Source organism: Enterobacter sp. R4-368 (assembly GCF_000410515.1).
Classification (GTDB): domain Bacteria; phylum Pseudomonadota; class Gammaproteobacteria; order Enterobacterales; family Enterobacteriaceae; genus Kosakonia.
The window spans coordinates 1,228,054-1,254,023 of the sequence record NC_021500.1; the positions used below are offsets into that span (position 1 = coordinate 1,228,054).

Consider the following 25,970-nt stretch of genomic DNA (forward strand, 5'->3'; position numbering starts at 1 on the left):
TAAGTAGCTATGGGCATACAGGCATTCAGAATTGACTTAAATATCGGGCACATGGGATGTACCCGACGTGCAAGCGAAGCGTCAGGCCACTTTGCTCTCATGCTGTTGCAGGCTACGCTGAAGGTCGTAGATCAGGCTTCTCACCATATCAGGCGTTAAATTAAAAAAGGGCGAATCAAACGTCGTTGCTCCCGCGCCGCAAGGCCCTGTGCTGCAACCAAACTTCACGACCACACCATCTAAATCTTCAACCACCCCTACCTGCCAGCCAATCACGGGAAGTGCAGGAAACGCGCCCTCACTGTTCATCCTTAATCTCCTTATTAATATTGCAACTTTATTGAGCGTAGCACCGAAGCAAAAAATTTAACAACTCACTGCGAGAGAACTTTTTTGGGGGAAAGGCGTGAGCTTACTCCATGGCAGAAGGCGGCAAACAGGAATAAAAAAGCCCGCTCGTTGAGCGGGCCTGGTACAGACGATGGGATTATTTTTTACGTGCGTATTTCAGCGAGTCTAGCGCCACCGCGAAGATAATGATGCCGCCCTTGATGATGTACTGCCAGTACGGGTTAATACCGATATAGGTCAGGCCGTAGTTGATGACGGTGAAGATAATCACACCGGTCACCACCCCCAGAACCGTACCCACACCGCCGCTGAAGGAAACCCCGCCCACTACGCAAGCTGCGATGGCATCCAGTTCATACATAAAGCCGAGGTTGTTGGTCGCAGAACCGATACGGCCCGCTTCCAGCATCCCGCCGAAGGCATAGAACACACCGGACAGCGCGTAAATCATCAGCAGGTTCAGCGCTACGTTAACGCCGGAGACTTTCGCCGCTTCCGGGTTACCGCCGATAGCAAAAATGTTTTTGCCAAAGCGAGTTTTATTCCACAGCACCCAGACGAACGCCACCGCAATCAAGGCGTAGAAAGTGATATAGGACAAACGGAAGCTGCCCAGCGCAATAAAGCCCTGCGTAAAGGTCGAGAAGCCGCTGTCAAAGCCGGAAATCGGCGATGCACCAACAAAGTCGTAGTACAGGGAGTTGATACCGTAAACGATGATCATCGTACCCAGCGTGGTGATAAACGGAGTCACGTTCAGGTAAGCGATGACAAGGCCGTTCACCAGGCCGATAACCGCGCCGATGGCGCAGACAATCAGGATCACCACCGGAATCGGCATGGTAGCCATATCCGGGAATACTTTGTTGGCGTTTTCCATTGATTGCAGCAGCGTAGCGGCAACCACCGCCGCGAGGCCAACCTGGCGCCCGGCGGAAAGGTCGGTACCCTGGGTCACAATCAGCCCCGCTACGCCCAGCGCGATAATAATACGCACGGAGGATTGGGTCAGAATGTTACTTAAGTTCAGCAGACTTAAGAAAGTGGGATCCTGAAAAATGATAATGGCCAGTAACACTAAAAGAACAACGTAAATACCGCCGTCTTTCAGATAAGTGAGAAAAGTTTTCTTATTTAACGCACTCATGAGGAGCCCCTGATCTTAAAGGTGCAAAGACGCAAGACGGAGAATTTCGTTTTGCGTTGTCGTTTTAGTATCAACAATTCCGGAAACGAGGCCATTGCTCATTACCAGAATACGGTCAGTGATGCCTAACAACTCAGGCATTTCAGAGGAAATAATAATAATCCCCTTATTCTTTTTCGCCAGCTCGGCAATCAATTGGTAAATTTCAAATTTCGCACCAACGTCAATACCACGGGTCGGCTCATCGAGCATTAAAATTTCTGGCTGAGTTAATAACCAACGACCAATAATAACCTTTTGTTGGTTACCACCGGAAAGAGAACCAATTTGCGTGCGGTGGCCTGGTGTTTTTACACGCATCGAGTCGATGACCCACTGGGTATCACTCTTCATGCGGCTATTATCCAACAAGCCCACTTTGTTTTTGTAATTTTGGATATTGGAAATAAGTGAGTTAAATCCGATATCAAGATAGGCGTAAATACCGGTGGAACGACGTTCTTCGGTCACCAGGGCAAAGCCATTATTAATCGCTTCATTGGCGTTGTGGTTATTAATCACTTTGCCATGCAATTTAATGGTGCCAGAGGATTTTTCACGAATACCAAATAACGTTTCAACGATATCTGTACGTTTCGCCCCGACCAGACCTGCGATACCGAGTATTTCGCCTTTGCGCAAATCAAAGGAGATATCGCGAATAGAGGGCTGGCGCAACGAGGTGAGATTACGCACTTCAAGAATGGTTTCGCCCGGCACGTTGTGCTTGTCCGGGAAGCGCTGGTTCAGCGAACGACCAACCATCATGGCGATGATCTTGTCCATATCCAGCCCTTCCAGCGGCTGGGTGGCAATCCACTGACCGTCACGCAGAATCGTAATTTCATCGCACAGCTGGAATATCTCTTCCATTTTATGGGAGATATAAACAATTCCACAGCCACGATCTTTCAGTTTACGGATAATTTTAAACAGATGATTGACTTCTTTTTCCGTCAGCGAAGAAGTCGGCTCATCCATAATGACAATTTTGGCGTCATAAGAGAACGCTTTGGCAATTTCAATCATCTGCATTTGCGATACAGATAATGTTCCCACGCGTGCTTTAGGGTCGATATCAATATCCAGCTCATCAAAAATGGCTTTGGTATCGTGGAACATTTTATCCTGATCGACAAACATACCTTTGGTTGGATAACGACCCAGCCACATATTGTCCATCACGGAACGTTGCAACACCAGGTTGAGTTCCTGGTGAACCATCGAAATACCATTTTCCAGCGCTTCTTTCGCGGAATGGAAGTCGATCTCTTTCCCCTGAAAAAGAATGCTACCGGAATCTTTTTGATAGATCCCAAAAAGACATTTTAATAATGTTGATTTCCCCGCACCGTTCTCGCCCATTAATGCATGGATAGAGTGCGGACGGACTTTCAAATTGACATTATCGAGTGCCTTTACGCCTGGAAAAGACTTGTTGATATTGCTCATTTCCAACAAGAATTCACCTGACGACTGAGTATTATTGCTGACCATAATTATACCTTGTTGGCCTGGCATATCGTGTTATAAGGGCGCAACAGTCGTTGCGCCCAATGAGAACATGCTTTCTTAATATTATTTACCGGCGATTTCAGCCAGGTTGTCTTTATCTACACCAACGTAAGGAATACGAACGACTTTATTTTCGATTTTCCAGTTAGTGCCATCTGCCGCGCCTTTGCCTTCGGCCAGGTTTTTCGCCAGCTCGAAGCTCGCTTTCGCCTGGTTGTTAGCATCGTTCAGCACGGTACCGGCCATTGCACCGGATTTCACCAGCGCCAGCGCTTCTGGCAGCGCATCGACACCGAAGACCGGGATAGACGATTTGTTGTGTGCTTTCAGGGCTTCAACCGCGCCCATTGCCATCGCGTCGTTGTTCGCGATAACCACTTCAATTTTGTTAGCGTTCGGGCCAGAGAGCCAGGCGTCCATTTTGTCTTTCGCCTGAGCGGTATCCCACATTGCGGTATCCAGAGCCAGCTGCTGAGTTTTGATACCCTTATCATTCAGCTCTTTGATAACGTAAGTGGTACGTGCTTCAGCATCCGGATGACCCGGCTCGCCTTTCAGCAACACGTACTGGATCTGGCCGTCTTTGTTCAGATCCCAACCCTGGTTCGCCGCCCAGTGTTTAGCAATCAGGTCGCCCTGAATCACGCCGGATTCTTTGGAATCGGTACCCACGTAATAGGCTTTATCGTAGCTATCCAGCGCTTTGCGGGAAGGTTCTTTGTTGAAGAAAACAACCGGAACGTTTTGACCACGCGCTTTCTCAATCACCGTACCTGCCGCTGCCGGGTCAACCAGGTTGATCGCCAGTGCTTTTACGCCTTTCGCCAGCAGCACGTCGATCTGGTCGTTCTGTTTGGATTGGTCATTCTGCGAGTCGTTCATCAGCAGCTGAACATCTGGCGCTGCTTTGGCGTCTTTCTCAATAGCCTTACGGACAACCGACATAAAGTTGTCGTCATATTTATAGATGGTCACACCAATGCGGGTATCCGCTGCGTGTGCGGCTGCGCCAAAAAGCATGCTTGCCATAACAGCAGACAGAGTCAACACCTTCTTATTCATGGTATCTCCGGTTTTTTTATATGCAGGGTAGTTCTTGTGAATAATGCTCGGCGGGTCAGTTGTTACGAAGACGTTACTGCCGACCGAAGTTCACTCTAAAATTCCATTCGTCCGTGTCCGGGTAACGCTCCAGAAGTTCGCTTTCTTCGATGTTTCAAAGCGCTCACTTGTAGTGAAAGTGATTAATCACCGTTACATCGTGTTTCAGCTTCTAAAACGCTGACATCATAGTCAGCGCCTTGTTAAGATACTGTGAATTTACTCACAGATTGAAAACGGTTACATCATCGAAGTTTATAAGTTAGTGATCGGTGCCACAGTTTGTCGTGCGGTCACGGAATGGCGGCGTACCAGCGTCGGCATAAAGCAGTGCGCAGCCTCTGGATCCAGCTTACCTGCGGCCCCCTGCAACGCCAGCTCGGTCGCCAGGCGCGCCATTGAAGCGACCGGGTAACGCACCGTGGTCAGTTGCGGGTCGGTGTAACGCGCAATGGGAATATCATCGAAACCAATCAGTGATAAATGCTGTGGCACCGCAATGCCGTTGTCTTTCAGCGCCGTCAGCGCCCCCGCCGCCATGCTGTCGTTATAGGCGAAGACCGCGGTAAGTTGCAGGTTGCGCCCCAGCAGCTCAACCATCGCCGCTTCACCGCCCTGCATGTCCGGCGAACCGGTGCCAACCCAGCTATCCGGGGCGTTAATCCCCTGCTCTTCCAGCGCGCGGAACCACCCTTCGCGGCGCATATCGTTGTCTTCAATCTGGTGGCTGGAGGCCAGATAACCGATGCGCTGATGGCCGTTATTGAGCAGCATGCGCGTGGCCATCACCGCCCCGCTGACGTTATCAAGGCAGACGCAGCGGTGCGCATAGCCTGGCACCAGCCGGTTGATCAGCACCATGCCGGGGATCTGCTCCATAAAGCCTGTCAGCTCCTCATCGCTTAGCGCTTTTGAGTGAACAATCAGGGCGTTACAACGCTGGCGAATCAGGACTTCGATGGCGTGACGCTCTTTTTCCGCCTCGTGATAACTGTTGCCAATCAGCACATATTTTTCGTGCTGCTGCGCAACCGTATCCACCGCTTTCACCAGCGCACCGAAAAAGGCATCAGAGACGTCCATCACCACCACGCCAATGGTGTCGCTAACCTGCGTCGCCAGCGCCTGAGCGTTGGCATTCGGGCGATAACCCAGCTGGGCGACGGCTTTCATCACCGTTTCGCGCGTTTCCGGGCTGACCAGCGCGCTGTTATTAAGCACACGGGACACCGTCGCGACAGAGACGCCCGCATGCCGGGCAACGTCACGAATGGTGATCATTTTTACCCACCTTTTCTGGATTGCGGCAGTTCACAGCCACCCCCTGTGTTAAGTAAGGAGGCTATTCTGGCAGCGAGCAGGCGATTGCTACGTGAGTGGCATCACATGAATGGAAACGGTTACATCCGTTTTGTTAATGATTGTGATCCAGATCGTTATCTGGATGTGCGAGCTAATGATGTCCCTGCAGCACGTGCGGTCAATTGCCGCCATAGCCATTCCATTGGCCCCTGACGAAAACGCCTGAGCCAGAACAGAGAGAAGAGAATATTTACGGCCCACACCGCCGGCACAAAGGCCAGCAGTTGCAGGCGGTCGAACTGCATAAACAGCCCGAAACGATTGAATAAGGTGATACAGATTAGCGTTTGCAACAGGTAGTTAGTGAGCGCCATGCGTCCAACGCAGGCAATAGCATTGACCAGTTTGTAACCGCAGATCTGCGGCCAGAACCCCCACGCCAGCGCCGCGTAACCCACCGCCTGTAACGGCGCGCCAAGTTCGCGCGGAGCCTGCAGAAGAAAAGCGCACCAGCGATATGACCAGCCAAGCTGCCACTGGGCAATAATCGCCGGGATGTTGATCAGTAACCCTAAGCCAATCAGCAGCGCCCCCGTCCGGCGGTAATGGCGCAGGCTGAATTGCCCTTTCAGCCAGCCGCTGCGCATCAGCGCCGCGCCTGTCAGCATCATGCCCGCCAGTTGCCAGCCATATTGCGCCCCCAGCGCCAGAAGCGCGTTAGAGAGCATATCCGCACGATTACTGATGGCCTCCCCGATACTGCCGCTGACTCGCCACCAGGTCTCGTACTGCACATTCGCCGCATCCGGCAACCAGGAGCGGTTCGGTTGCGAACCGGAAATTCCCCCCAGCAACAACAAAACCGCAATGCCAATCAGGTACAGCACCACACCAGTGTTAAACATCGTCTTCACGTTCTGCGCATCTCGCACCATGCGCCAGGCAATCAGCCCCACCAGCCCATAAGCCAGCAGAATATCGCCATCCCAGAAAAAGAGACCATGAATGAAACCGAGCAGCACCAGCAGCGTCAGGCGCGACTGGATCCAGCGCTTACCGCGCGGCAGCAACATTTGCAGACCCGCACCGAACAAAATGGCAAACAGCGAGAGGAATTTCACCTGCGCGAAGAGATCGAGCAGCGCCCAGGTCCAGGCATCCGATGCCGTGATGTCGCCGTACCAGGCAGGGTTAAGGTAGGCCGCCTTTGGCAAACCAAAGGCGGTGATATTCAGCAAAAGAATACCGAGAATGGCGATGCCACGAATAAAATCCAGCGTGACATTCCTCTCCATGTCGGCGGCTCCAGCGAATTAGTTAGTGTGGCGGACTGCGCGCAGGAACTCCTGGCGGGTATTCTGGCTCGACTTGAACAAGCCACCGAGCGAAGTGGTCGTCGTCGCGCTGGTCGCGTCGCGGATGCCGCGCGCTTTCACGCAATAATGCACCGCATCAATAGAAACCGCGACATTGTTAGTACCGAGCAGCGTTTGCAGCGCGGTCAGGATCTGCTGCGTCAGTCGCTCCTGCACCTGCGGGCGCTGCGCAAAAAACTGCACGATACGGTTGATTTTCGACAGGCCAATCACCGAATCCTTCGGAATATAGGCAACGGTGGCTTTGCCGTCGATAGTGACAAAATGGTGCTCACAGGTGCTGGTCAGCGTGATATCGCGCACTGTCACCATCTCATCGACTTTCATTTTGTTTTCAATGACGGTGATCTTCGGGAAGTTAGCGTAATCGAGGCCGGAGAAGATCTCATCAACATACATTTTGGCGATGCGATGCGGCGTTTCCATCAGGCTGTCATCATTCAGATCGAGATTCAGCAGTTGCATAATCTCGGTCATATGCCCGGCGATAAGGCGTTTACGGGATTCGTTATCCATTTGCACCGGTGGGCGCAGCGGCGTTTCCAGACCACGGGCAACCAGAGCCTCGTGAACGAGCGCCGCTTCTTTACTGAGTGATGACATGTTTTTTATTCTCCTGCAGGTGTGGCGAACTTCGCGTTGTTAACGCAAAGTGAGCGAACATTGTGCGTGAGGTCGCGCACATAATCCAGCCCTGGCGGCGATAATTATTGAAATCGCTGCCGCCTTTCAGGCCGTGCGTTTCCAGACTAAAAGCCCGCCAATGACCAGGGCAATTGCCGCCACGCCTAGCGCCGGTTCAAGCTGCTGCGTAAGCCAGGTGGAAAGCGCGGAAGTCATAGGGCCAACCAGTTGCCCCATCGCATAGCCGGTGGTCAATAACCCGGCCATATAACGTGTGTGATTGGGCGCGAGCTCGCGTCCATACAGCAATGAGAGCTGCACGGCGCAAAGAAATCCGCCGCCCACCAGCAACGCACCGCACACCAGCCCGCTCATCCCCGGCAGCAACCATGCCGCCAGTACGCCCGCACCCTGCAGCCACAGCACCACCGCCAGCCGCTGATGGCTGTGACCAACGTGGCGCAGCAAAATACTTAGCGCAATCCCCACTACCGCTGCGGCACCGAACACCGGCCAGACAAACTGGGCAAACAGGCTGCCAGGAAAGCGCAGCGCCGCCATTTGCGACAGAAACGTCGCCGGTAAGATATAGCCAAATCCGGCCAGGCTGTAGCTCCAGACCAGCCGTTTAAGATCGGTGGTTAACTGTAGCGGCTGCGGCTTTTCGCCCGGTCGATGCCACTCGCCAGGACGCGGTAAATAGCGAGCAATCAACGCCACCAGCAGCAGCGCCAGCACCCCATACACCTGCCAGGCGGATGCAGCGCTTAAGCCTTTTGCCTGGATCGCCACCGCCAGCAGACCGCTTAATGCAATGCCCGCACCCGGCCCGGCGAATACCGCGGCACTCAGTCCTGGCTTGCCAGCATGTGCCAGCCGATCGTTGGTCCAGGCGGCAATCAGCACCATCGCCCAGCCGCTCATTGCGCCAATCACCAGGCGCAACGCGCCGTGAAGCAGCGCGTTATCGGCAAGTGAAGAGAGAAAAGTGAGTGCCACCGCGCCGCCAATCCCCAGATAGAGACGGACTTCGATATGTCGCTGCGCGCGCATTGCGTCCCAGGCACCAAGCAGATAACCGAGGTAGTTAATCGCCGCCACCAGCCCGGCGCTGGTCAGGGTCAGTTGCTCGTCGCGGATCATCAACGGCACCTGCGGCGTGAAGGCAAAACGCCCGATCCCCATCGCGACAACCAGCACAATAAATCCACAAAGCGCCACACATTGCGCCATTAGCGCCCCCAAATGTTAACGTAAAGTTATGTTTATGATGCAGTATGTTGCGTTTATGCGGAAGTGAAAGTTACTCGCAGCAAAGGGAATAGCCTGTATGATGACAAGAAGTCACCTTACTTTGTCTGTAAAAATTCTAAGGAGCCCCGCATGGAAATGCTTGAAGAGCACCGCTGTTTTGAAGGCTGGCAACAGCGCTGGCGCCACGACTCCGCCGTACTGAACTGCACGATGACCTTTAGCATCTTCTTACCGCCGCAATACAGCGCAACACCGCCGCCGGTGCTGTACTGGCTCTCCGGTCTCACCTGTAATGACGAAAACTTCACCACCAAAGCCGGTGCGCAACGCGTAGCCGCAGAGTTAGGCATTGTGCTGGTGATGCCGGATACCAGCCCTCGCGGTGACGATGTCGCAGATGCAGAGAGCTATGACCTCGGCAAAGGCGCAGGTTTTTACCTCAACGCCACCGAGCAGCCGTGGGTGGCGCATTATCGTATGTATAATTACCTGCGCGATGAATTACCGACGCTTATCCAGTCGCAATTTAACGTCAGCGACCGCTGCGCTATCAGTGGTCATTCGATGGGCGGCCACGGCGCGTTGATCATGGCGCTGAAAAACCCCGGCCGTTATACCAGCGTTTCCGCCTTTGCACCGATAGTGAACCCGATGCAGGTGCCGTGGGGGCAAAAAGCGTTTCGCGCTTATCTGGGCGAGGATGCGCAACAATGGCGTGAATGGGATAGCTGCGCGCTGATGCTGGAAAGCAACGAAACTGACGCGATCCCAACACTTATCGATCAGGGAGATAATGATCAGTTCCTGGCCGATCAACTCCAGCCCGCGCGGCTTGCGGAAGTGGCACGGCAAAAATCCTGGCCGCTGACGCTGCGCATCCAGTCCGGCTACGATCACAGTTACTTTTTTATTGCTGCGTTTATTGAAGATCATCTGCGCTTCCATGCGCAGCATCTGCTGAAATAGCGGGAGTCCCGGCGGCGTCCTGCTGCCGGGCTTTCCATATCAGAAGCGGTAATCCAGCGCCATAAAGTAGCGGCGGCCATCTTCGTTGTAGCTGTAATCGTCGCGGCTGAGATCCTTATCACCAAGGTTAAGCACACCCGCGCGCAGCTTGACGTTTTTTGTCGCCTGCCATGCGCCGCCCACATTCCAGATAACGTAGCCACCCGGTGTTACGCCCTGCGATACGGCGCGTTTTTCCCCGCTGTAGTTGGCAGAAACATAGAATGACCAGTCCTGCGTGGCTTGCCAGTCCAGCGTGCCGTTGGCGGTATGGAACGGCAGATCCTGCAACGGTTTGTTGCCGCCACCGCTCAGGTTGCGTCCATCGTTATAGGTGTAATTCAGCGTCAGCTTCCACGCTTCATCAAACGGGATTTTCACCTCGGTTTCCACACCCTGAATCCGCGCTTTATCAACGTTGTAGTAACGGAATACCGGCACCAATACGCCGCTGGCATTACGCTCAAAACCGACGAAGTTAGCGTAACCCGGTGCTTCGCTCAGGCTCGACGTACGGCTGATATTGATCATATCGTCGATATTGTTCTGGAACGCCGTTACGCTGCCCTGCACGCCTTCCAGCCAGCCCTCTTCCCCGCTGTAATAAAGCCCCAGTTCAAAACTTTCGCTGGTCTCTGGTTTTAGCTCCGGGCTGCCAACAATGCGGCAACCGCCCCGGCAGGAGTTGGTGGCCCAGTCCGGGCTGAGCTGCAACAGAGAAGGCGCTTTAAATGCCGTCGCCCAACCGCCTTTCACGGTCAGCGTATCGGTGGCGCTGTAAACCAGGTAAGCACGCGGACTCCAGTGATCGCCATAGGTGTCGTGGTCATCCATACGGACACCGGTGGTCAGCGCCAACGGCTCGAAAATACGCCACTCATCTTCAACAAACAGCGCGTACTGGCTGGTCGAGGTTTTGCTGCTGTCGCCGCCGGTCAGGTTAACAGGATCTTTTAACTTGTCGTGGCGCCACTCGCCACCCAGTGTAACGAGCTGATTATATTGCCCCAGCGGCAGCACCACTTTGCCGTCGAGCGTGTTGCTTTCCGAACGAATTGTGCTGCTGTTACCCGGATTTTTGTTATCGATCTGTTCACCGTAGAAACGTAGTTCACTGTTTACCTCACCCCAGCGGCCATTGTGCGCCAGCGAGTAGTTTTGCCGGTCAAGGCGGTTTTTATCCAGTGAATCAGAGTTCCTGTCCTGGCGGTCGTAGCCATATCCGGCGGTAAAATCGTGATCGTCGGTTGGCGTCCAGGCAAACTCAACGTTGCCATCACGGCTGGTGAAACCTTCAATACGCGGCGATTGGCCGCTGGCATCCGTTTTAGAACTCTGCTGGCCATCTTTTTCGCGTTTCGCCACGCTACCAAAGGCTTTCAGCCCAAGCACCCCATCTATCAGCGGGCCGCTGGTGTAGAACTGACCGTTCCAGGTATCGCCGCGATCGCGATGCTGCTGAACCGTGCTATCCGCAGTAATCGTGCCCGTCCAGCGCTGGCCGATTTTTTTAGTGATGATGTTCACCACGCCACCAAGGGCGTCCGAACCGTACAGGGAAGACATCGGGCCGCGCACCACTTCAATGCGCTCAATGGCATCGACCGGGATCCAGTTAAGGTCAAAATCGTTATGGCGGAAAACCGCATTACGGGAGTTGACGCGCTTACCGTCAATCAGGATCAGCGTGTAGCTACTGTTGAGGCCACGCAGGCTGACGCCTTTACGGTTGTCCCCTTCGTTGGTGAGCTGAACGCCAGGCACCTCTTTCAGCACATCTTTCAGGTTTTGCACCGGCTTGCGCTGCAAATCGTCCTGGGTGATCACGCTGATACTGGCGGGTGCGTCTTTCAGGTTCTGCTCCGTTGCCGACGCGGTAACCACCAGCGTTTCGCCATTCTCTACGGCCATTACCGGCAGCGCTAAAGAAAGTGCGGACGCGCAGAGGCCTCCCCGGACGATGGGATTCAAGGTAAACATTCCATAACTCCATGAGGTAAAAACAAAAAATTGCGAGGAATAGTGCTCACACACTGCCAAACACGTCAGCGTTACATTGACCCTGACAAGGAAATTATTGGCCTTCGGGCGCAGAAAGCCCGGGCAGACACCCTTTTTATTCAGGCACTTACATTAATTTAAGTGATAATGATTATCAATTGCGTTAAATTAAAGTTATGTAAATTATCGCAGCGGGAGGGAATGTTGGCAGGGGCAAAAAAAGCCCTCCATACAGAGGGCTAAAGAGTGAATTTATTTCGTGAAACGTTCCGGGAACTCCATTTCACTATAACGCACGAAACGGGTTCCTTTGGAAAATTTATAGCCTAACCAGATAATAAGGAACAGCGGGATACCGATATACGTCGCCGCAACGGCGCCCCAGTCAATGCTGTCGGCCAGGAAAGCCTGATAGTTCTGCCCAAGCGTGATGATGAGGCACAAAGCGAAGGCGAAAATCGGCCCCAGCGGGAAGAAACCCGAACGGTACGGCAGGTTATCCAGCGAATGCCCCTGCGCGACATAGCCACGGCGAAAACGGTAGTGGCTAATGGCAATCCCCAGCCAGGCAATAAAACCAGTCATACCGGAGGTGTTCAGCAACCATAAATACACGGTCTGGTTGCCAAACATTGAGGTCAGGAAGCACAGCGCGGCAATCACCGTGGTGGCATACAGCGCGTTACGCGGCACGCCGCCTTTCGATAATTTCGCGAAAATGCGCGGCGCTTTGCCGTCACACGCCAGCGTGTAGAGCATACGCGTGGAAGCGTACATACCCGAGTTCCCCGCCGACAGCACCGCCGTCAGGATCACCGCGTTCATCACCGCCGCCGCCGAGAGCAGACCCGCATGCTCGAATACCAGCGTGAACGGGCTGACGCTGATATCTTTCACGTCGTTGCGCAGCAGGCTCGGATCGGTGTACGGAATAATCAGGCTGATAATTAAAATCGCAAACACATAGAACAGCAGAATACGCCAGAACACCTGGCGCACCGCGCGCGGGATGTTCTTCTCCGGATCTTCCGATTCCCCCGCCGCGATACCAATCAGCTCAGTCCCCTGGAAAGAGAAACCGACAATCATTGCCACACCGATCATGGCGGAAAAACCACCGGCAAATGGCGCATCGCCAATCGTCCAGTTGCTCCAGCCCGCCGGTTTTTCCCCCTGGAAAATACCGACAATCATCATCACACCAACAATGATGAAGATAATGACGGTGGCGACTTTGATCAGCGAGAACCAATACTCCGCTTCACCAAAGCCTTTCACTGAGATGTAGTTAAGCAGGAAAATCACCGCGAGGAACAGCGCGCTCCAGATCCAGCCTGGCGTGTCCGGGAACCACCAGGTCATGACTAATTGCGACGCCACAAGGTCTACGGCTATGGTCACCGCCCAGTTGTACCAGTAGTTCCAGCCCAGCGCGAAGCCGAAACCCTCTTCAACATATTTTTGACCATAGGTGGAGAACGAACCGGAAACCGGCATAAACGCCGCCAGTTCACCGAGGCTGGTCATCAGGAAATAGACCATCAGGCCAATCAGAATATAGGAGAACAACGCGCCGCCGGGGCCCGCTGAAGAAATGGTCGCCCCTGATGCGACAAACAAACCTGTACCGATGGAACCGCCAATGGCGATCATCGTCAGATGACGCGCTTTGAGTTCTCGACGAAGCGTGGGCGCTTCTGTGGTTTTAGTTTCGGAAACCATAAGAAAATGCTATCCATCCAAAAAATGAGGCGCGATTGTAGCAAACGAAACGCAGGCCTTCCGGCATAAAACGCCTCTTATTAGAGACCTTCATGATCGGCAACGGATTATAAGTAAAGCAGTGAATGGACGATGTTGCGAGGCGGTAAATAAGCTCCCGCGCGGATACGGGAGCAGAAAGATCAATTCAGACCGCGTACCGAGGCGATAAACTGCTGCAGTTCCGGTGTTTTCGGCTGCGCGAAAAAGTCCTTGCTGTCACCCTGCTCCCAGACTTTTCCCTGATGCATAAACACGACGCGGTCACCCACTTCGCGGGCAAAGTTCATTTCATGGGTCACCAGAATCAGCGTCATCCCTTCACGAGCAAGCTGCTCCAGCACGCGCAGCACCTCACCGACCAGTTCCGGGTCCAGTGCCGAGGTGATTTCATCACACAGCAGCACTTTCGGTTTCATCGCCAGCGCACGGGCAATCGCCACGCGTTGCTGCTGACCACCGGAAAGATTGGCCGGATAGTAGTCGATACGCTCGCCAAGCCCCACTTTCTCCAGCATCTCAATGGCAAGGCGACGGCACTCGTCAGCAGGCAATTTCAGCACCCGGCGCGGTGCCAGCATCACGTTTTCCAGCGCCGTCATATGCGGGAACAGATTAAAGCTCTGGAATACCATTCCCACTGAGCGGCTTATTTCACGCGCCTGCGATTCCCGGTCGGTTACCGTCATACCACCCAGTTTGATGCTGCCATCCTGGTAGCCTTCCAGCCCGTTCATGCAGCGCAGTAAGGTGCTTTTGCCCGACCCGCTGCGGCCAATAATCGACACCACTTCGCCCATTTCAATGTCGAGGCTTACGCCCTTCAGCACATGGTTGTCGCCATAATATTTCTGCACTTCATTAATGGTGATGAGCGGCATGGAATTTCTTCTCCAGATAGCGGCTGTAGCGCGACAGCGGATAACACAGCAGGAAATAGCCCAACGCCACCAGCCCGAACACTTTGAATGGTGCAAAGGTGACGTTGTTAAGCATGGTGCCGGCTTTGGTGAGTTCGACAAAACCGATAATCGACGCCAGCGCGGTGCCTTTAATGACCTGCACGGAAAAGCCTACCGTCGGCGCAATGGCGATTCGAATGGCTTGCGGCGCAATCACGCGAAACAGCGTTTGACCAAAACTCAGCCCCAGACAGCGGCAGGCTTCCCACTGCCCTTTTGGCAGCGCGTTGATGCTGCCGTACCAGATATCAAGCAGGAAGGCGCTGGTAAACAGCGTTAGCGCCAGCGTCGCCGCCGTCCACGCGCTGACATCAATACCAAACAGCGCAAGGCCAAAAAAAGCGAGGAACAGTTGCATCAATAGCGGTGTGCCCTGAAATAACGCGGCATAGGCGCTGATAAACCGTTTTGGTAAGCTCCAGCGGCTAATGCGCAACACCAGTAGCGGCAGCGTTACCAGCGTGCCGCAGACGAAGGCGATCAGCGACAGCAGCACCGTCCAGCGCGCCGCCAGCAGCAGGTTGCGCAGAATATCCCAGTCGGTAAACGTACTCATCAGCTCTCGCTCCCCAGCCATTTGCGCCCGATTGCCAGCAGCAGCTGGCGCATCAACAGCGACAGCATCAGATACAGCAACGTGGTGACAAAATAGACTTCAAAACTTAAAAACGTGCGCGACTGAATCAGGTTGGCCATAAAGGTCAACTCTTCATAAGAGACTTGCGACACCACCGACGAGCCCAGCATGACGATAATGCACTGACTCACCAGCGCCGGATAAATGCGTTTCAGCGCGGGAGGCAAAATCACCCGTAAAAAGGTTTGCGATTTGCTAAGCCCCAGTACGCGGGCGGCTTCCCACTGCCCTTTCGGCGCCACCTGGATCCCGGCGCGGATAATTTCCGTGCTGTAGGCACCGAGGTTAACCAGCATGGCGATCAGCGCCGCTTCACCGGCGGTGAGTTTCAGCCCGAGGCCCGGCAAACCAAACACAATAAAGAACAGCTGCACCACAAATGGCGTGTTGCGGATAAGCTCAACGTACGCGCCCCAGATGGCACTTATCACGCCGGGTTTACCGCTACGCAGCGCCGCACCGACGATGCCGATTGTCACACCGCCAACCGTCGCCAGCGTGGTTAAGGTCACCGTGGTCCAGAGCCCAGCCAGCAGCTCCGGCCAGAACGGCCAGAGCGCGGCAAAATCAAGCGATGTCGTCATGCGTTACGCGCCAAAGTTGGCCGGTAACGGCGCCTGCATCCATTTCTGTGACAAGTTGTTGAGTTCGCCCTCTTTCAGCGCCTGCTCAACCAGCTTGTCGACTTCCGCTTTCAGCGCTGGTTCGTTTTTCATTAGCCCGATATAGCACGGCGAATCTTTCAGCATAAACTGGCTGACCGGCGCTTTTTGCGGGTTCTGCCGCGCAATTGCCGCCACAACAACGTTACCGGTGGCGAGATACTGCACCTGGCCGGACATATAAGCAGAAAGCGTGGTGTTGTTATCTTCGTAGCGCTTCACGTCGGCATCTTTCGGCGCGATATCGCTCAGCACCATGTCTTCCACGGCACCGCGGGTAACGCCGATGGATTTGCCGCTTAACGCTTTCGCATCGGTCACCGTGGCCTCTTTCGGGCCAAACACGCCAAGGAAGAACGGGGCATAGGCACGGCTGAAGTCGATCACTTTTTCGCGCTCCGCATTTTTGCCAAGGCTGGAAATCACCAGGTCAACTTTATGCGTTTGCAGATACGGCACGCGGTTGGCGCTGGTTACAGGCACCAGTTGCAGTTTCACCTTCATGCCTTTTGCCAGATATTCGGCCATATCAATGTCGTAACCCTGCGGTTTGAGATCGGTGCCAACAGAGCCAAACGGCGGAAAATCCTGCGGTACTGCCACACGCAATACGCCGCGCTGCTGAATATCCTGTAATTGATCCGCCATCGCCTGCGAGGCACAAGCCATCATCACTGTCGCCATCGCTGCGGCCTTTATCCACGTTTTCATCATCAACACCTCATCGCCCATGAAACAAAAGATTCTTTGAATCACTTTCTGCAACTAATGTGCCAATACGATATATTCTGGCGGAACGCGGCATGCGGGGAGTTCAGGGATGAATCGAAGGTTGCAGCGCTGCGTCTGCACCACCAAAACGGTGCAGACGCCTGCTGATGGTGCAATCAAATCTCGCAGTAGCGAATAAAGCGGTTTAATGCGCTGGAAAGGTGTTTCTGTCGATGGTGGATACGCCACAGCGTGCGCACCAGACGGGGCAGCGGAACCGGCACTTCCACTAAGCTACCGGTTTCAAGCTGTTCAGCAATGACGCGTCGCGACAGGCAGCTAATGCCCAACCCGTGGCGCACCGCATGCTTAATGGCTTCTGAGTTGCCAAGCTCCATGCCCAGGTGAAACTGCGGCAAATGCGAGAGGAGTAAATAGTCGACGATTTCGCGTGTGCCGGAGCCGCGCTCGCGCAGGATCCACGGCGCAGCGGCGAGTTGCTCCAGCGTTACGCGCCCTTGCAGCAGCGAGGATGACGGCGGTGCAAACACCACCAGCTCATCTTCCATCCACGGCTCGGCGATAATTTCCGCGGTGTGGCACGGGCCTTCGATTAAACCGATATCAACGCGGAAATCCGCTACCGCATTGATCACGTCCTGGCTGTTACCCACGCTCAGTTCCAGCGGCAGATCGGGGAAATCGCGGCGGTAGTGGGCGATCACCTCCGGCAGGATGTAATTACCAATCGTGCTACTGGCGAATACGCGGATGGCACCGTTATCTTCGCGAAACAGTTGCTCGATTTCCGTCGCCTGTTCGAGCGCTGCCAGCGCGCGGGGATAGAGCAAACGCCCGTGTTCATTCACCACCAGCCGTTTACCCACGCGGTCAAACAATTGCACGCCCAGCTGGCCTTCAAGATCGGTCAGCGCCGCACTAACCGCAGATTGCGAGAGCGCTAACTGCTGCGAAGCCTGGGTGGTGGAGCCGCTTTTCAGCACTTCAGCAAAGACTTCAAGCTGGCGTAACGTTATATGCATAGAGGTCACTTACCACTTATAAAGATTAATTATAAATATATAATCAATTTTACCTTTAAACCAGTTCGCCTTAACCTTTTCGCCATTGAGAGGAGAAGGTTATGACAGAAATCACGTTACAGACTCGACGCCATCCGGCATGGCATTTTGTTCCCGGCTTGTTGTTGACCGGCCTGATTACCGCCGCCGCATTATGGCTTGGCGCTATCCCGTCGGTCGCAGGCCTTGGGCTGAGCGCCTTAACACTGGCTATTCTTATCGGCATGCTGCTTGGCAACACGCTCTACCCCGCCTGGCACCATCGTTGCGACGGTGGCGTACTGTTCGCTAAACAGCACCTGTTACGACTGGGGATCATTCTTTATGGTTTTCGCCTGACGTTTTCGCAAATTGCCGACGTGGGGGTCAGCGGTATCGCCATCGATGTGCTGACGCTATCGAGTACTTTTTTGCTGGCCTGTTTTCTTGGGCAAAAAGTATTCGGGCTGGATAAAAAAACCAGCTGGCTGATTGGCGCAGGCAGCAGTATCTGTGGCGCGGCAGCCGTGCTGGCAACCGAACCGGTGGTCAAAGCGGAAGCCAGTAAAGTGACGGTTGCGGTCGCCACTGTCGTGATTTTCGGCACGCTGGCAATCTTTATTTACCCGGCACTCTACCCGCTGGTTGGTCACTGGTTTAGCCCGGAAACCTATGGCATCTGGGTAGGTTCAACGGTACATGAAGTGGCGCAAGTGGTTGCCGCCGGTCATGCCATCAGCCCGGAAACGGAAAATGCCGCCGTGATTGCCAAAATGCTGCGCGTAATGATGCTGGCACCGTTTTTACTGCTGCTGGCCGCACGCGTTAAACAGCTCAGCCCGCAACAAGGGGCAGAAAAAAGCAAGCTGACCATTCCGTGGTTTGCGCTGGGCTTTGTGGCTGTCGCGGTGTTTAACTCGTTCCATCTGTTGCCGGCATCGATGGTGAACATGTTGAATACGCTGGATACGCTGCTGCTGGCGATGGCGATGGCGGCGCTGGGATTGACCACACACGTCAGTGCGCTGAAGAATGCCGGGGCAAAACCGCTGGTCATGGGGCTGATTCTGTTTGTCTGGCTGATTGTCGGCGGGGGCGCCATTAACCTGGCAGTTCATCACCTGATGGCATAAACCACTACATCTCCTCCCTGTTGACCCGCTATGATGAGCGTTTTCCCCTGGCGGGTTTAACAGGAGTTTTTATGAAATATATTGGTGCGCATGTGAGCGCCTCCGGCGGCGTGGCAAATGCCGCCATTCGCGCGGCTGAGATTGGCGCGACCGCCTTTGCGCTGTTTACCAAAAACCAGCGCCAGTGGCGGGCCGCGCCGCTGAGTCCGGAAACTATCGACGAATTCAAAGCCGCCTGCGAAAAATATCACTTCACACCCGGTCAGATCCTGCCGCACGACAGCTACCTGATTAACCTGGGCCACCCGGTAGCCGAGGCGCTGGAAAAATCCCGCGACGCGTTTATTGATGAGCTGAGCCGTTGTCAGCAACTGGGGCTGAGCCTGCTGAACTTCCACCCCGGCAGCCATTTAATGCAGATCCCCGAGGATGAATGTCTGGCGCGTATTGCCGAGTCCATCAACATTGCGCTGGCGCAAACCGAAGGCGTCACCGCCGTGATTGAAAACACCGCCGGTCAGGGCAGCAATCTGGGGTTTAAGTTCGAGCATCTGGCGGCGATTATTGACGGTGTGGAAGACAAATCCCGCGTTGGTGTCTGCATTGATACCTGCCATGCGTTTGCCGCAGGCTATGATCTACGCACTGAACAAGCCACGGCAGACACCTTTGCGGAATTCGATCGTGTAGTTGGTTTCCAGTACCTGCGCGGTATGCATCTGAACGATGCCAAAAGTGCTTTTGGTAGCCGTGTCGACCGCCACCACAGCCTCGGCGAAGGTAATATCGGGCATGACGCGTTTCGCTGGATCATGCGCGACGCACGTTTCGATGGCATTCCTATGATTCTGGAAACCATTAATCCGGATATCTGGGCCGAAGAGATTGCCTGGCTGAAGGCGCAGCAAACCGCTGAAGCCACCGCATAAAAAAAGGGCCGCTAAGCGGCCCTTCTCATTTCCCGGATGTCGGCAATTTCTTATGCTACTTTCGCTACGGCTTCTGTTTCTGGCCGTTTCAGGAAGGCATACACCAGACCCGCCAGCAGCGTACCCGCGACGATAGAGAGCAGGTAGCCCAGTACCGGCGTGATAGCGCCAGGGATCAGCAGCACAAACAGACCACCGTGCGGTGCCATCAGCTTCGCGCCAATCGCCATGGAGATAGCGCCGGTCAGCGCACCGCCGGCGATACAGCACGGCAGAACACGCATCGGGTCGCGGGCGGCGAACGGGATAGCCCCTTCGGAGATAAAGCACAGACCCAGTACCAGCGCCGCTTTACCACCTTCACGTTGACCTTTGTCGAACTTGTTGCGGGCAACAATGGTCGCCAGACCCATCGCCAGCGGCGGCACCATACCGGCAGCCATAATCGCCGCCATCGGTGCGTAAGTTTGCGTACTCAGCAGACCTACACCAAAGGCGTATGCCGCTTTGTTGACCGGACCACCCATGTCGGTACACATCATGCCACCGAGGATTGCACCCAGCAGGACAGCGTTAGCCGTGCCCATGGTCTGCAGCCAGGAAGTCAGGCTAGCGAGGATTTTCGCCACCGGCGTACCGATCAGGTAAATCATCGCCAGACCGACAATCAGGCTGGAAACCAGCGGAATGATCAGAATCGGTTTCAGCGCTTCCATACTCGGCGGCAGCTTCAGGCCTTTACTGATGCCTTTCGCCAGGTAGCCCGCGAGGAAACCGGCAATGATACCGCCGATAAAACCCGAACCGGTGCTTACCGCCAGCATACCGCCGATAAGACCCGGGGTCAGACCCGGACGGTCGGCGATGGAGAACGCGATAAAGCCCGCCAGCACCGGCACCATCAGGGCAAAGGCTGAACCACCACCGATTTTCATCAGCGCGGCCGCCAGTGTGCCTTCTTCTTTAAACGCGGTAATACCGAATGCGAACGAGAGCGCAATTAACAGACCACCCGCTACTACCATCGGCAGCATGTAGGAAACGCCCGTCAGCAGGTGACGGTATGCGCCCGCACTCTCAGTCTTACCTTCAGCAGCATCAGCAGAGGGTTTACCCGACGGCTGATAAGGCTTCGCTTCCGCGACGGCTTTATCCAACTCCTGTGCCGTTTTCTTCAGCGCCAGGCCTGTTGTCGTGCGGTACATCGGCTTACCGGCAAATTTCGCCAGGTCTACTTCGATGTCAGCGGCAACCACCACCAGATCCGCCTGCGCAACCTCTTCCGGAGTGATGGCATTGCCCGCCCCCACGGAGCCACGGGTTTCCACTTTCACCCACCAGCCGCGTTTTTTCGCTTCGGTTTCGATAGCTTCCGCCGCCATAAAGGTGTGTGCCACACCTGTCGGGCAGGCAGTGACCGCAACAATGCGTTTCGGGCCACTGCTGGTCACGGCTGTCGCCGCTGCAGCAGGCGCGACATACACCGACGCGTGGTTTTTCGCTTCGCTCAGGAACAGTTCCGGGTGGGCGACTGCGCGATTGATATCGCCCAGCCAGACCTTTTTCCCGTCCAGCGCACTGTCGCCTGGCAGCTTGCTACCCAGCATGATAGCCAGTTCCGCTTCGCCTGGGTTATCAATAAATTGCAGATTTGCTTTCTGCGCCGCCGCGCCCAGCAAGGTCTTCGCCATATAGGCGCGGGCCTGCCCGAGTTCGGAATCGATTATCAGCAGCGTTTTCATTATGCCTCTCCTGCTGTTAGTTGAAGGGTTTTAAGTCAACTCGCGCCATCATCGCGGCTAACTGGGTACGATCGGTAATACCTACGTTACTCTGACTTACCGCCAGTGCAGCAACAGCGGTGGCCAGGCGTAATGTATGTTCACTGGATTCACGCATCAGCAGACCATAAATCAGACCACCGACCATTGAATCCCCTGCGCCAACGGTGCTTACCACTTCCATTGACGGCGGTTTGGCGATCCATTCGCCCGAAGCGTTAACCCACAGCGCGCCTTCTGCGCCCAGTGAAATCACCACATGGGCAATCCCCTGTTCGCGAAGCGCATGAGCGGCTTCAATAACGTCCTTCAATTCTGGTAATTTACGGCCCGCCCAGATTTCCAGCTCACGGCGGTTCGGTTTCACCAGCCACGGCGCGGCTTTCAGACCGGCTACCAGCGCGTCGCGGCTGCTGTCGAAGATAATGCACGGGCACTGGCTTCGCAGGCGCGTCATCCAGTCCGTAAAGGCATCCGGGCTGACGCCCGACGGCAGGCTGCCGCTCACGCAAACCATGTCGAACTGACCAAGCCAGGTCAGCGAATCGTTAACAAAGCGTTCCCAGTCAGCCGGGGTGACTTCAAAACCGGAGAAGTTAAAGTCGGTCACTTCGCCATCTTTTTCCGTCAGCTTCACATTGATGCGGGTACGCCCCTGCACCACCTGGAAACGGTTAGCAATGCCCAGCTCGCTGAACAGTTGCTGAAAACCGTCCTGGTTATCTTTACCGAGGAAGCCACCCACGGTGACATCAATGCCAAGGTCTTTCAGCACTTTTGCGACGTTGATCCCTTTACCCGCGGCATGCAGGCCAGTGGTGCGCACAAGGTTAACTTCACCGCGTTCAATTTCCGGGGTGAAACCCACCAGATCATAGGCCGGATTCAGGGTGATCGTAGCGACACGTCTGCTCATTTATGCGCCCTCTCCCAGACCAGCAGCGATGGCTTCGCCAATCGCTTTCAGCGCCTGTTCAGCATCATCACCCTGCGCGGTGAAACGCAGGCGGTGTCCTTTTTTCACGCCAAGTGCAACAACTTTCATCAGACTACGTCCATTTGCGGGTTTGCCAGTACCGTCAAGGTTGGCGACGGTAATTTCACTGTTAAATTGTTTGATAGTGTTGACCAGCATGGTGCCTGGACGTGCGTGCAAACCGTGTTCGTTACGCACGACAAACTCCTCGCTCAGCAGATCTTCAGCCACCGCATCGTCACTGCTCAGCAACGCCAGCAGCGTGGCGGCGTCGGCATTCAGCAACAGGTTGGCTTTATTGTTAAGCAGCAGATCGCTAAGACGCTTGAGCACCGCAACAGGCTGTTCGTCGGCCATCGCAACACTGACCAGCAGCGCCGCACGCTCACCTTCCACCTCAAACGGGGTGGCTGCACGGCTCACCGCTACAGCACTCAGCACGTTGCCTTCAGCACTGTCGTTCAGCCAGATGCCCTGACCCAGGTTCAGCGGTTTCTCGTTAATGGCGCGGGTAACATACGCGGCGTCAACCGCACCGGCCTCTTTCAGGCGCGCGGCGTTCAGCGCTTGCAGCGTCGTCAGATCGCTGGCGGCAACATCGAGCGTTAAGGTTTCATTATCCAGCTTGAGTGATGCGCTCAGTTTTTCCCCCATCAGCAGTGCGCGCAGCTCTTCAGCAGAGGTGGCGGACTGCAACTGTGCGGCGACAGAATCATCGCTCAGCACATGTGTCAGCTGACGCAGCAGGCCAAGATGTTCATCGGAGCTGGCGGCAATACCGATGGCGACATACGCCACCTGCCCTTCGCTCCAGAGGATGCCCTGCGGGAACTGGAAGACTTTCACACCGGTTTTCAGCACCTGATCGCGCGTGTCGGTGGTGCCGTGTGGAATAGCAATACCATTGCCAAGGTAGGTGGACGTTTGCCCTTCACGCGCCAGCATGCCATCGACGTAACCGTCGGCGACGTTGCCTGCTGCTGCCAGTGCCGCCGCAATCTGGCGGATAGCGTCTTCTTTATTGCTGGCCTGCTGGCCTGGATGGATGTCCTGAACGGATAACTGGAACATGTGACCCTCTCTTGCTGACTTGAATCGTTTCAGCTGGGTTGAGAAATAGTGCGTCACCGCCGTTGTTCAGACATAACGCGATGACGCTGAAACGTTTCAATGAGCATTCACTTTTTTTGTTCCGTAAGCAAGAATTCTCTTATTTGGCGTTGCAGAATTTTGAGGTTCAGCACATTTCGGCCACGCGTAAGGCAAATTTGCTGAAGCAGACTTTCTGTTCAGCAATCCACTTTCAGCTTTCGTCAGCCTTAATTAAAACCCAGGGAAAAGGTTTGGATTTTTTGTCGCAAATTTTGCTTAGCAGGCTGTGTTTTTTTCATGCAGCGGCGTACACTCCGCGTCTCGCTATTGGATCTCATTTAACATGCAAAATTCTCCCGCCGCTGCCCGTCCCGGCGCGTTTGATTTCACCTCAACGGCATTCCTGATCGTCGCCTTTTTAACGGGGATTGCCGGTGCGTTACAAACACCGACGCTGAGCCTGTTTTTAACCAATGAAGTGCACGTTCGCCCGGCAATGGTGGGCTTCTTTTTCACCGGCAGCGCGGTGATTGGCATTCTGGTGAGCCAGTTTCTTGCCGGACGCTCTGACCGCAAAGGCGATCGCAAGACGCTGATTGTCTTTTGTTGCCTGCTCGGCGTGCTGGCCTGTGTGCTGTTCGCCTGGAACCGTAACTACTTTATTTTGCTGTTTGTCGGCGTGTTCCTCAGCAGTTTCGGTTCAACAGCGAACCCGCAAATGTTTGCCCTTGCGCGTGAACATGCGGATCGCACCGGGCGTGAAGCCGTGATGTTCAGCTCGATACTCCGTGCGCAAGTATCCCTGGCGTGGGTGATTGGCCCACCGCTGGCCTACGCGCTGGCGATGGGCTTTGGTTTTTCCACCATGTATTTGTGCGCGGCGGCAGCCTTTATTGTCTGCGGCGCAATGGTGTGGCTATTCCTGCCAACCATGCGTAAAGAGCCAAAGCTGAAATCAGCGGTGATGGAAGCACCACGCACGCACCGCCGCGATGCGCTGCTGTTGTTCGTGATTTGTACGCTGATGTGGGGCACCAACAGCCTTTATATTATTAATATGCCGCTGTTTATTATTGATGAGCTGCATCTGCCGGAAAAACTGGCGGGCGTGATGATGGGCACTGCGGCCGGGCTGGAAATCCCCACCATGCTGATTGCCGGGTATTACGCAAAGCGCTTCGGCAAACGCTTCCTGATGCGCGTCAGCGCCGTGGCGGGCATCTTCTTTTATGCCGGAATGCTGACGGTGCATACGCCCGTGGTACTGCTTGCTTTGCAACTGCTGAACGCGATTTATATTGGCATTCTCGCCGGGATTGGCATGCTCTATTTTCAGGACTTGATGCCTGGCCAGGCGGGTTCAGCCACCACCCTTTATACTAATACCACGCGTGTCGGCTGGATTATCGCCGGTTCGCTGGCTGGCGTGGTGGCAGAGATCTGGAGTTATCACGCGGTGTTCTGGATTGCGCTGGCGATGACGCTGGTTACGCAGGTGTGCCTGAGCCGGATAAAAGATATTTAAGGCGCGGTTTGTTGCTCAAGATCGAGCAGATAAACCATCGCCTGTTCGCGGTTTGCGCCGCACATGTCGCGGCTCGGTTGCAGACCGGCACACACTTTTGGGCGCAGCGGCGAGCCGAAGATTTTGCAGCGCTTTTGCGCGTCGAGCTGAACGCAGGGCGTATTAGCGGGCTTCCCGTCAGGCATGCCGGGTATCGGGCTACTGATGGACGGGGCGGTACAGCAGGCTCCACAGTCCGGGCGGCATTCCATAAACGTTCTCTATTATCAGGCGCGCGGGGCTGCGCGTGCAGGGCGCAAGCTACCATCTTTTGCCCTCTGAACGCAAAACTCTCCGATTCCACTTGCCTGAAAAGTCCCTCGCGAGTAGTTTGTCGCGATATTTTCGTTATTTTCAATTTACAGGACCCTTGCAATGCCAAGAGCGAACGAAATTAAAAAAGGTATGGTGCTGAATTACAACGGCAAACTGCTGATTGTGAAAGATATTGACATTCAGTCACCGAGCGCCCGTGGCGCAGCAACGCTCTACAAAATGCGTTTTTCCGATGTCCGTACCGGGCTGAAAGTGGAAGAGCGTTTTAAAGGCGATGATATTCTTGATACCGTGACCCTGAACCGTCGTTTTGTCGACTTCTCTTATGTTGACGGCAATGAATACGTGTTTATGGATAAAGAAGATTACACGCCGTACACCTTCAATAAAGAGCAGATTGAAGAAGAGCTGCTGTTTATTCCGGAAGGCGGTATGCCGGATATGCAGGTTCTGCTGTGGGATGGCCAGTTGCTGGCGCTCGAACTGCCGCAGACGGTGGATCTGGAAATTGTGGAAACCGCACCAGGTATCAAAGGTGCTTCCGCCAGCTCACGCACTAAACCGGCCACCCTGACCACCGGTCTGGTTGTCCAGGTGCCGGAATACCTGACCACCGGCGAGAAAATCCGTATTCATATCGAAGAGCGCCGCTATATGGGCCGCGCCGACTGATAAGCGTGATGCATGAAAAAAGCCACTTCATTGAAGTG

At 54.7% G+C, this 25,970-nt stretch carries 24 protein-coding genes; 5 read left to right on the plus strand and 19 right to left on the minus strand.

What is annotated here, in order from left to right; translation table 11 throughout:
- Nucleotides 1-81: 81 nt before the first annotated feature.
- The 8 genes from H650_RS05715 to H650_RS05750 form a co-directional block, all read right to left on the minus strand.
- On the minus strand, nt 82-309 hold the full coding sequence (locus H650_RS05715; RefSeq protein ID WP_020454381.1) for a hypothetical protein: 228 nt from the start codon (nt 307-309) through the stop codon (nt 82-84).
- Nucleotides 310-487: 178 nt separating this feature from the next.
- Nucleotides 488-1,498, minus strand: coding sequence for a galactose/methyl galactoside ABC transporter permease MglC (mglC, locus tag H650_RS05720; protein WP_020454382.1), 1,011 nt, complete (start codon nt 1,496-1,498; stop codon nt 488-490).
- Nucleotides 1,499-1,513: 15 nt separating this feature from the next.
- Nucleotides 1,514-3,034 (minus strand): galactose/methyl galactoside ABC transporter ATP-binding protein MglA, encoded by a 1,521-nt coding sequence (gene mglA, locus H650_RS05725; RefSeq protein WP_020454383.1) that lies wholly within the window; start codon nt 3,032-3,034, stop codon nt 1,514-1,516.
- 81 nt (nt 3,035-3,115) lie between these two features.
- A complete protein-coding gene (gene mglB, locus H650_RS05730; RefSeq protein ID WP_020454384.1) occupies nt 3,116-4,114 on the minus strand; it encodes a galactose/glucose ABC transporter substrate-binding protein MglB in 999 nt (332 codons plus the stop codon).
- 294 nt (nt 4,115-4,408) lie between these two features.
- On the minus strand, nt 4,409-5,434 hold the full coding sequence (gene galS / locus H650_RS05735) for an HTH-type transcriptional regulator GalS (RefSeq protein WP_020454385.1): 1,026 nt from the start codon (nt 5,432-5,434) through the stop codon (nt 4,409-4,411).
- A 155-nt stretch (nt 5,435-5,589) separates the two neighbouring features.
- Nucleotides 5,590-6,750 (minus strand): DUF418 domain-containing protein YeiB, encoded by a 1,161-nt coding sequence (gene yeiB, locus H650_RS05740; RefSeq protein WP_020454386.1) that lies wholly within the window; start codon nt 6,748-6,750, stop codon nt 5,590-5,592.
- An 18-nt stretch (nt 6,751-6,768) separates the two neighbouring features.
- Nucleotides 6,769-7,434, minus strand: a complete 666-nt coding sequence (gene folE / locus H650_RS05745; RefSeq protein ID WP_017459784.1) for a GTP cyclohydrolase I FolE — start codon at nt 7,432-7,434, stop codon at nt 6,769-6,771.
- Nucleotides 7,435-7,560: 126 nt separating this feature from the next.
- A complete protein-coding gene (locus tag H650_RS05750; RefSeq protein WP_044489421.1) occupies nt 7,561-8,688 on the minus strand; it encodes a YbfB/YjiJ family MFS transporter in 1,128 nt (375 codons plus the stop codon).
- Between the two features lie 150 nt (nt 8,689-8,838).
- On the opposite strand from H650_RS05750, the gene fghA reads away from it, so the two are divergent.
- Nucleotides 8,839-9,675: an S-formylglutathione hydrolase gene (gene fghA / locus H650_RS05755; protein ID WP_020454388.1), complete on the plus strand. Its 837-nt coding sequence runs from the start codon at nt 8,839-8,841 to the stop codon at nt 9,673-9,675.
- Between the two features lie 39 nt (nt 9,676-9,714).
- Here fghA and cirA read toward each other — a convergent pair whose 3' ends face one another.
- The 7 genes from cirA to yieE all read right to left on the minus strand — a co-directional run bounded on the left by cirA (nt 9,715) and on the right by yieE (nt 17,491).
- Nucleotides 9,715-11,694 carry a catecholate siderophore receptor CirA gene (gene cirA, locus H650_RS05760; protein ID WP_020454389.1) on the minus strand — a complete coding sequence of 660 codons (1,980 nt, stop codon included), beginning with the start codon at nt 11,692-11,694 and terminating at the stop codon, nt 9,715-9,717.
- A 273-nt stretch (nt 11,695-11,967) separates the two neighbouring features.
- Entirely contained in the window at nt 11,968-13,437 is a 1,470-nt protein-coding gene (locus H650_RS05765; protein ID WP_020454390.1) for an amino acid permease, read from the minus strand.
- Nucleotides 13,438-13,619: 182 nt separating this feature from the next.
- On the minus strand, nt 13,620-14,357 hold the full coding sequence (locus H650_RS05770) for an amino acid ABC transporter ATP-binding protein (protein WP_020454391.1): 738 nt from the start codon (nt 14,355-14,357) through the stop codon (nt 13,620-13,622).
- On the minus strand, nt 14,338-14,994 hold the full coding sequence (locus H650_RS05775) for an amino acid ABC transporter permease (protein WP_020454392.1): 657 nt from the start codon (nt 14,992-14,994) through the stop codon (nt 14,338-14,340). Before H650_RS05775 ends, H650_RS05770 begins: the two co-directional genes overlap by 20 nt.
- Nucleotides 14,994-15,659, minus strand: coding sequence for an amino acid ABC transporter permease (locus H650_RS05780; protein WP_020454393.1), 666 nt, complete (start codon nt 15,657-15,659; stop codon nt 14,994-14,996). The genes H650_RS05775 and H650_RS05780 overlap by 1 nt, the downstream gene beginning before the upstream one ends.
- A 3-nt stretch (nt 15,660-15,662) precedes the next feature.
- The gene (locus H650_RS05785) at nt 15,663-16,448 is read right to left on the minus strand and encodes a transporter substrate-binding domain-containing protein (RefSeq protein WP_044489688.1); all 786 of its coding nucleotides are present in this window, start codon (nt 16,446-16,448) and stop codon (nt 15,663-15,665) included.
- Between the two features lie 176 nt (nt 16,449-16,624).
- The gene (gene yieE / locus H650_RS05790) at nt 16,625-17,491 is read right to left on the minus strand and encodes a DNA-binding transcriptional regulator YeiE (RefSeq protein WP_020454395.1); all 867 of its coding nucleotides are present in this window, start codon (nt 17,489-17,491) and stop codon (nt 16,625-16,627) included.
- 101 nt (nt 17,492-17,592) lie between these two features.
- Between yieE and H650_RS05795 the strand changes: the two genes are divergently transcribed.
- Nucleotides 17,593-18,642, plus strand: coding sequence for a YeiH family putative sulfate export transporter (locus H650_RS05795; protein ID WP_020454396.1), 1,050 nt, complete (start codon nt 17,593-17,595; stop codon nt 18,640-18,642).
- Between the two features lie 71 nt (nt 18,643-18,713).
- Complete coding sequence (gene nfo, locus H650_RS05800; protein ID WP_020454397.1) at nt 18,714-19,571, plus strand: deoxyribonuclease IV; 858 nt, start codon at nt 18,714-18,716, stop codon at nt 19,569-19,571.
- 50 nt (nt 19,572-19,621) lie between these two features.
- On the opposite strand, the gene fruA is transcribed toward nfo, so the two are convergent.
- Genes fruA through fruB form a run of 3 tightly spaced genes read right to left on the minus strand, consistent with a single transcriptional unit; the run spans nt 19,622 to nt 23,399 of the window.
- Nucleotides 19,622-21,313: a PTS fructose transporter subunit IIBC gene (gene fruA / locus H650_RS05805; protein WP_020454398.1), complete on the minus strand. Its 1,692-nt coding sequence runs from the start codon at nt 21,311-21,313 to the stop codon at nt 19,622-19,624.
- Nucleotides 21,314-21,329: 16 nt separating this feature from the next.
- Complete coding sequence (gene fruK, locus H650_RS05810; RefSeq protein ID WP_020454399.1) at nt 21,330-22,268, minus strand: 1-phosphofructokinase; 939 nt, start codon at nt 22,266-22,268, stop codon at nt 21,330-21,332.
- On the minus strand, nt 22,269-23,399 hold the full coding sequence (gene fruB, locus H650_RS05815) for a fused PTS fructose transporter subunit IIA/HPr protein (protein ID WP_020454400.1): 1,131 nt from the start codon (nt 23,397-23,399) through the stop codon (nt 22,269-22,271).
- A gap of 364 nt (nt 23,400-23,763) precedes the next feature.
- Here fruB and setB point away from each other — a divergent pair, with 364 nt between their 5' ends.
- Complete coding sequence (gene setB / locus H650_RS05820) at nt 23,764-24,945, plus strand: sugar efflux transporter SetB (RefSeq protein ID WP_020454401.1); 1,182 nt, start codon at nt 23,764-23,766, stop codon at nt 24,943-24,945.
- Here setB and H650_RS05825 read toward each other — a convergent pair.
- Entirely contained in the window at nt 24,942-25,196 is a 255-nt protein-coding gene (locus H650_RS05825; RefSeq protein WP_017458533.1) for a YkgJ family cysteine cluster protein, read from the minus strand. The genes setB and H650_RS05825 overlap by 4 nt on opposite strands.
- Nucleotides 25,197-25,359: 163 nt before the next feature.
- Here H650_RS05825 and yeiP point away from each other — a divergent pair, with 163 nt between their 5' ends.
- On the plus strand, nt 25,360-25,932 hold the full coding sequence (gene yeiP, locus H650_RS05830; protein WP_017458534.1) for an elongation factor P-like protein YeiP: 573 nt from the start codon (nt 25,360-25,362) through the stop codon (nt 25,930-25,932).
- Nucleotides 25,933-25,970 lie beyond the last annotated feature (38 nt).